We start from the raw sequence: 6,082 nt of genomic DNA, 5'->3' as shown, positions 1-6,082 counted from the left end.
GATTTGGCGTGACCTGATGATCGGGCAGCTCGGTTGGCGGTTTCGGCATGATACGGGCTCCTGAACCTCGGGCTCTGATATTGAGCTTAACTCACTGAGCCGGTGTATGGATGCAGGTTGACACACAGGGAATGCGAAGAAAAAAATGGATCAAGAGGAAAATCCATACTTGGCCTTGATTCCAGTTTTTGAAACCTTTGAGGCTGGTTAATGAATATCGGAATAGACTTACAAAAGTATTCCAGCTATTTTGTTGAGCTTGATGAAGAGGAGCGGTCGCAGGTAGGTTCATATCAGCCGCATTTCCTTGATAGTGCCAAGTGTTGCTACCATGATAATGTATGGTTTTTTCGGGGCGCTTCAAAAGAAGCTCATAGTGTAGACTTTGATGTCCCTATTGCACCGGGAAAAAAATTAACTGATTACCCGGACTTGCTGACTACACTGAAAATTACAGCAATGCTTTCAGGAACAATAAAAACTCGAAGTTTAGGTGGGTATGGTCCTCAGAATATTATAAAATTTTGCCATAAAATCATAAACCTATACAGAGTCATATTTTACTGTTTTGGCATTGAAAATCTAAGTAGCATTAACCCCTCTATTTCTGAAAAGCTAAAAGAGAAGCTTGTTAAACCAGTCGCTGAGCGCCTGGATATTCATAAAAGATTAACCACCTACTTTTTAAGCCTCGAAGAAGAAGATGTTGTAAAGCTGAAGATTGTCCGCGGTAAAAAATTTGATCTTGATGTTTTTAAATTGGCGGGTGCTCTAGGTGTTTCTTCACGGCTTCTTAGTAAAGAATGTATTGTATCCTTAACGAAGTTTAGGAGAGATAATGGTTTTTATGTTTCAAGTCACCTGAAGAAGTTTTTGATTCGCGAACATGATGAGCCCACCTCTTCCCTTTCCGCGGAAGCTATAAGGAAAGAACTCTCTGCTCTCAATAAATTTTTTTCGTTGATTGTTGCCTTTGAGGATATTATTCCAGAAAGCCAGCGGATCTCAAATAATTTCCTCCAAGATGTTGATCCAAATAAGCTGGGAAAGCGTGTTGGCAAGTCTTCGCAGCGCACGAAAAATATTCCACGTGAGATTTTTTTCAAGCTAATGGATCGCGCCATCCGGTGGGTGGTTGATTATGCAGATCCTCTTATAGAATACCGCGACAAAGCTCTGGAGCATTATAATGACATGTGTGCGAATGAGAGTCGCGGCGGCACTGCTGAAAACCGACGGCATTATGCAGCCAAGAGGATGGCCCAGTTTTTCGATGATCACCCATTGAAAGTCTTCGCGGGGGAACCAGGTGCACCTTACCCAATCACTTCATTCGATAAAAATCAAATTGATTCAATCCTTGCATCAAAAAGAACTATATCTGATGATCAGGTTCAGCGTGCCTTAAGCCTGGTTGCTGACGGGGCAACTTATAAAACTGCTGCCGATGCGGTTGGCATTTCAAAAGCGTCACTGAGTAGGATACTGAATGGTGGGTGGAGAAAACCGGGTTTTGGATTGGACAAAGTCCTTCATTGTTACTTGCCCACTGCATGCCTGCTTGTCATCTACTGCTTTACAGCGCGCAGGCAGGTTGAGATTGAATCACTAGAGGCTGGATGCTGTATCGAGACACCTGAGGGGCCATATATAAGAATGTATTCTGCCAAAGTGGATCAGGCGTTTGACTATTTTCCCACAACACGGCTTGTTAAGAAAGCCGTCTCGGTGCTTGAGAAGTTGAGTGCACCCGTAAGGAGTGATGATAGCCAGGGCTTGCTGCAGGTTCCCTCTTTGCAAGGTGGGCACTATCAATTTTGGCAGTCCGGAAAGATAAATGAATTCGCCAACATGGTTGAAGCTGATGGTGACAAGAAAAATAATTGGGTGTTTAGCGAGCACCAGTTTAGGCGGTTTTTCGTTATGACATACTTTTTTCGGTATGATGCTGGAGACCTGCCATCACTCTCTTGGCACATGCGACATTCTGATTTTGAAATGACCATGACATACCTCACTGACAGTAATGGTCACTTGGCGGTAGAAGAAGTTAGAGCAGAAAAAATCATTCAAATGGCTAAAGAAAGTGGGCGATATGGCGGTACCATGGAGGAGGATTTAGTAAGATTAGTTGAAAGTCTTGAGCTCCAGAAAGAATCTCGTGTTGACAGGTTGGTTGCGCGAGTGAATGATATTGGTCTGGTTATTAACTATGTCCCTGATGGGGTATGTTTTGGGGAGTCGCCTACTTTAAAGTCGCGTAGTAGTTGTCTGGAGAAAGGTGCCGTTCAGCGCTCAAGTGCAGCCCTTGGCACGTGCTTAGGCTGTCCAAATCTAGCCAGTTTTTCTATGCCAGACGGTGTTGAAAGCATTGTTGATTACAAGAGGTCACCTATCCTCAAGGCGGCAAAGGAAAGGCTGGGATGAATGACGATAAAGTTATACGAAAATTAGAGGTTCTTGAAGAGTACTGCGAAACAAAGGTGCCAAACTTTAGCCTGCCAAAAAAATTTTCATTTAACTGGTTCGTAAGCTGGGAAAGTAGTAGTTTAGGATTGGAGAAAATATCTAAAAGCTTGGGTTCTATCAGGTCAGATGGTTATTTGAGAGGTAGGGTAAATCATGCCTTAAGTGAGTCTGAAGCCATCAGGCAGGCTGTAGAAGAGTTGGACGTTTCAACAGAGAGAGAATATAAAAAGATTAAGCTGGAGAATGAGCAGTTGAAAAGGCAAAGAAGCCATCTGGCTCAAAGCGTTTATGAATTAATGCTTGAAGTGGAAGAGCTTCGGTCTCGGCTTGGTGTTCAGCAAGCCCAGTTTGCAGATAGGCAGAAGATAAAACAGTGGGCAAACTCTGATGGCTGAGATTGTCGTCTCTACCAAAGGGAACCGAATCATGATCCATGATGATGGTTTCCTATACAGAGATCCCACGCAGTGGCTGATTAGCCTTGAGCAAAATAGGCTTTCACGATCTTATGTCAGAGACTGTGGCTCACGGCTGGCTGATTGGATTACATTCATCGAAAGTAAACGATTAGGCTTATATGAGCCCGTGACTCAGGATTTTCGCGACTATAGAGACTCTCAAGTCAATATTGGCCTTGCATCGGAAACAATAAATCAAAAAATTATTGCTGTGATAGAGTTTTATTGGTGGGCGCAGGCCAAAGGTTTGTGTCATCAATCCCTTTTGGGATGGAATGATTTCATGAAGCCAGGTGTGCCTTTTCAGATTGAACTTGAAGCGCCTCAGACATCAAGAAGGAAGCAGGGGGGGAGGTACCGAATTCCTTTTTTGCTTAAGGCTCCGAGTAAGAAGCGTAAGTCGATGTTGACAACAGCAGAGGTGAGAGATCTATACGCTAGTATTGAAGAGCGGACAGCCGCAAGCAGGACTAAAATAAAAGATGCGATTGTCGCTCGCAATCACTTAATGCTTGATTGGATGATTTACGCTGGGCTGAGGCGAAATGAAGTGGTGTCGCTTAGTTTGAGTAGTATTCCAGAGCCTTCAGATAGAAGAGAGTTTTCTCTCGTTCAGGTGACTATTTCGGATGGCACGAAAAATTCTAAAGTCAGGGTTGTAGATGTTCCTAGTAGTTTGCTTAGGGATACCTGGGATTATGTTGATATTGAGCGCTGTGATATTGTAGAATCGTATCTGGATGGAAGTGACCCTGGCTACCTTTTTGTTAGTCAAAAAAAGCCCGGTAAGCTTGCTGGTGATTCAGTTTATAAAATGATCACTCGTGCGGGGCTGGGCATTCATCCCCATGATTTACGCAGCTATGGTCTCTTTTGTTACGCTTGCGATCTGTATAGAATTGAAAGGTTAATGGTGAAGTCTGGAGATAAAGCCAGAGTCGATGTGAATCTTATTGAGTACCAGCTTAGAAACCAGGCGGGGCATGAGTCCCTCGATACCACTCTAAGGTACTATGTCAATTTGGCAGAGGTTGCAACGGCTAGCGCCAATGCTTTTGAAGAGCTTGAGGATTTTAGGGGAAGGATAGTTGGAATGATTGAAAGGCAGCAAGAGATTTCAAAAGAGACTAAGCGTGCGCATAGGTTTTTTAGTTGAACGTGTCTTCGCTATCTACCACCTTCCACTACGACTCCGACCTCATCGGTGGCTCGCTCATGGTCCGCGAGAGCCGCATCGTGGCGGAGCTGCTGCTGGCTGGTGTGGATGACGCGGCCTGGAAGACGGCCATCATCGACGAGAATCGCCTCCAGAAGGCACGGCCGGCATCAGCCAGGCGCATGGCCCAGGCAATCCGCAAGCGGCTTGTGCGGCTTCCTGAGCCGTTCTGGCAGGTGCTGCATGATGGCGATGACCAACTGGCCACCCAGGTGGCGTTCTGTGCGGCATTGGCCCGCAACCTGCTGCTGGTGGAGTTCCTGGAGACCGTGGTGGCCGATGCCTTCGTGACCCAGGCCGAGCGCCTTGAGCCTTACCAGTGGGATGACTTCCTCGCCGATCGTGCCTACCGCGATCCGGCTATCAGTGGCTGGACCGCCTCCTCTAGACGAAAGATGGGGCAGGTGGCCTTTCGCATGCTATCCGAAGTAGGCTTGATAGAGAGTGCGCGTAGCCGCCGGCTACGACCGCTGATGCTGCGGCCCGAGGTAGTGAGCCTGCTGGAAAGGCACCACCTGATTCGGCTGCTGGACTGCCTGAGTGCCCTGGGGCCGCGGTGAACGCCATGGACCCGGGCTGGCGGTAGCGTGCCCGAAAGCCGCTATCCACCGCAGACCGCGGCACCAAGCATTATAAGACGCTCAATCATAACGAAAAGAACGACACCGGACGCAAGGATGAGAGCCGTATGTCACCGCTCACGCAGGGGCCGTCCCACCGCGAAGATCCTCACCTGAAGGATCGCCTCAACCAGATCGCCGATAAGATCACCAGCCCGGCTTTCCTCTCCGGACAGGGGCTGGGCAACGAGATCGGCTTCTGGATCTTCGACTATCCCCCCGAGCACGAGCTGCAGGTTCGTGAGTACCTGACCTTCCTGGAAGGGGTACTGTCCCGTCAGCACAGCGAGCTGACGGTCGACCACGTCAACCTGCTGCGCGTGCTGCGCGACTATCTCCACACATAGCCCTTGCAGCTCTCTGACCCAATTTCCAGGAGTGAAAGGTGATCGAACGTGGTGTTCAGCTGCCTCAAGGCGCAACGACGAACCTTGCACCGTACTCCTAGGTAATCCCCATCCCGATCCTCGACGGAAGATAGGGGCGATGGACGGTGACTACTCAGGCACCGCTGGCAAGCCTTCCAAGGTCGGCAACCACGGCCTCCATGGGGTCGCTGTCGCGGATCAGCAGGCGCGCCTCTCCCTGGGCATTGAAGGCGAAGACAGCGCTGGAGTGCGACACATCATAGTTCCCTTCGCTGTCTTCTTCGCCATACCCGTAGGTCACCCGATAGCGGCGTGTCAGCTTATCGAGTGCCGCTTTATCCCCCGTGAGGCCGATGAACTGGGGGCCGAAGGCGTCGGTGTAGCTATCCAGTGTCTCGGCGTCATCGCGGCGAGGATCCACCGAGACGAAGAGCACCTGGATTTCATCACGCGCGGTTTCATCCATGCGTTGGGTGGCCGCGTCGAGACGCGAAAGGGTGGTCGGACAGACATCGGGGCAATGGGTGAAGCCGAAGAACAGCAGCGTCGTCTTGCCGAGGAACTGATCGGCGCTCACCGTATTCCCGTTCTCGTCGATGAGTTCGAACGCCAGGGAAGGCATCAGCCCCGAGATATCCTTGGTCTGCCAGTCTGGATCGCTGCAGCCCGCAAGCCATAGCGTCACGAATAGTGCCATGATGCATCGGCGCATCCTGCTCCCCCTACTGTGCTGTCGGCGCCACGGCGCGGAACGTGTCACGCTGTCGCTGATTGCCGGCGAAATGAAGATTCACCTCGACGTCGTCACCAACGACGAGGGGGCCCTGTGTGTCAACCTGCATCCATACACCGGCTCAGTGAGTTAAGCTCAATATCAGAGCCCGAGGTTCAGGAGCCCGTATCATGCCGAAACCGCCAACCGAGCTGCCCGATCATCAGGTCACGCCAAAT

The 6,082-nt window shown here is 49.5% G+C and carries 7 protein-coding genes; 6 read left to right on the top strand and 1 reads right to left on the bottom strand.

Going from position 1 to position 6,082, the window contains the following annotated elements; genetic code table 11:
* The first annotated feature begins 210 nt into the window (after positions 1-210).
* The 5 genes from IOC61_RS05650 (at position 211) to IOC61_RS05630 (ending at position 5,110) form a co-directional block, all read left to right on the top strand.
* Positions 211-2,427 carry a hypothetical protein gene (locus tag IOC61_RS05650; protein ID WP_195687900.1) on the top strand — a complete coding sequence of 739 codons (2,217 nt, stop codon included), beginning with the start codon at positions 211-213 and terminating at the stop codon, positions 2,425-2,427.
* Complete coding sequence (locus tag IOC61_RS05645) at positions 2,424-2,864, top strand: hypothetical protein (RefSeq protein ID WP_195687899.1); 441 nt, start codon at positions 2,424-2,426, stop codon at positions 2,862-2,864. Before IOC61_RS05650 ends, IOC61_RS05645 begins: the two co-directional genes overlap by 4 nt.
* Positions 2,865-2,895: 31 nt before the next feature.
* Entirely contained in the window at positions 2,896-4,083 is a 1,188-nt protein-coding gene (locus IOC61_RS05640; RefSeq protein ID WP_195687898.1) for a tyrosine-type recombinase/integrase, read from the top strand.
* A 2-nt stretch (positions 4,084-4,085) separates the two neighbouring features.
* Positions 4,086-4,703 (top strand): DUF1819 family protein, encoded by a 618-nt coding sequence (locus tag IOC61_RS05635; protein WP_324254691.1) that lies wholly within the window; start codon positions 4,086-4,088, stop codon positions 4,701-4,703.
* Between the two features lie 128 nt (positions 4,704-4,831).
* Positions 4,832-5,110 (top strand): hypothetical protein, encoded by a 279-nt coding sequence (locus IOC61_RS05630; RefSeq protein ID WP_229332955.1) that lies wholly within the window; start codon positions 4,832-4,834, stop codon positions 5,108-5,110.
* 154 nt (positions 5,111-5,264) lie between these two features.
* Here IOC61_RS05630 and IOC61_RS05625 read toward each other — a convergent pair whose 3' ends face one another.
* Positions 5,265-5,828 carry an SCO family protein gene (locus IOC61_RS05625; protein WP_229332954.1) on the bottom strand — a complete coding sequence of 188 codons (564 nt, stop codon included), beginning with the start codon at positions 5,826-5,828 and terminating at the stop codon, positions 5,265-5,267.
* Here IOC61_RS05625 and IOC61_RS05620 point away from each other — a divergent pair.
* Positions 5,827-5,997, top strand: coding sequence for a hypothetical protein (locus IOC61_RS05620; protein ID WP_195687896.1), 171 nt, complete (start codon positions 5,827-5,829; stop codon positions 5,995-5,997). The genes IOC61_RS05625 and IOC61_RS05620 overlap by 2 nt on opposite strands.
* Positions 5,998-6,082: the final 85 nt, after the last annotated feature.

The organism is Halomonas sp. KAO (assembly GCF_015595025.1).
In the GTDB taxonomy this organism is placed as follows: Bacteria; Pseudomonadota; Gammaproteobacteria; order Pseudomonadales; family Halomonadaceae; genus Halomonas.
Note: the sequence above shows the minus strand (reverse complement) of the source record. Positions and strands in the feature narration are given on the sequence as shown.

Bases quoted from the DNA above. Each gene is read 5' to 3' on its own strand.
- IOC61_RS05645 (WP_195687899.1), top strand. From the start codon at position 2,424: ATGAATGACGATAAAGTTATACGAAAATTAGAGGTTCTTGAAGAGTAC.
- IOC61_RS05620 (WP_195687896.1), top strand. From the start codon at position 5,827: ATGATGCATCGGCGCATCCTGCTCCCCCTACTGTGCTGTCGGCGCCAC.
- IOC61_RS05630 (WP_229332955.1), top strand. From the start codon at position 4,832: ATGTCACCGCTCACGCAGGGGCCGTCCCACCGCGAAGATCCTCACCTG.
- IOC61_RS05625 (WP_229332954.1), bottom strand. From the start codon at position 5,828: ATGGCACTATTCGTGACGCTATGGCTTGCGGGCTGCAGCGATCCAGAC.
- IOC61_RS05650 (WP_195687900.1), top strand. From the start codon at position 211: ATGAATATCGGAATAGACTTACAAAAGTATTCCAGCTATTTTGTTGAG.
- IOC61_RS05640 (WP_195687898.1), top strand. From the start codon at position 2,896: ATGATCCATGATGATGGTTTCCTATACAGAGATCCCACGCAGTGGCTG.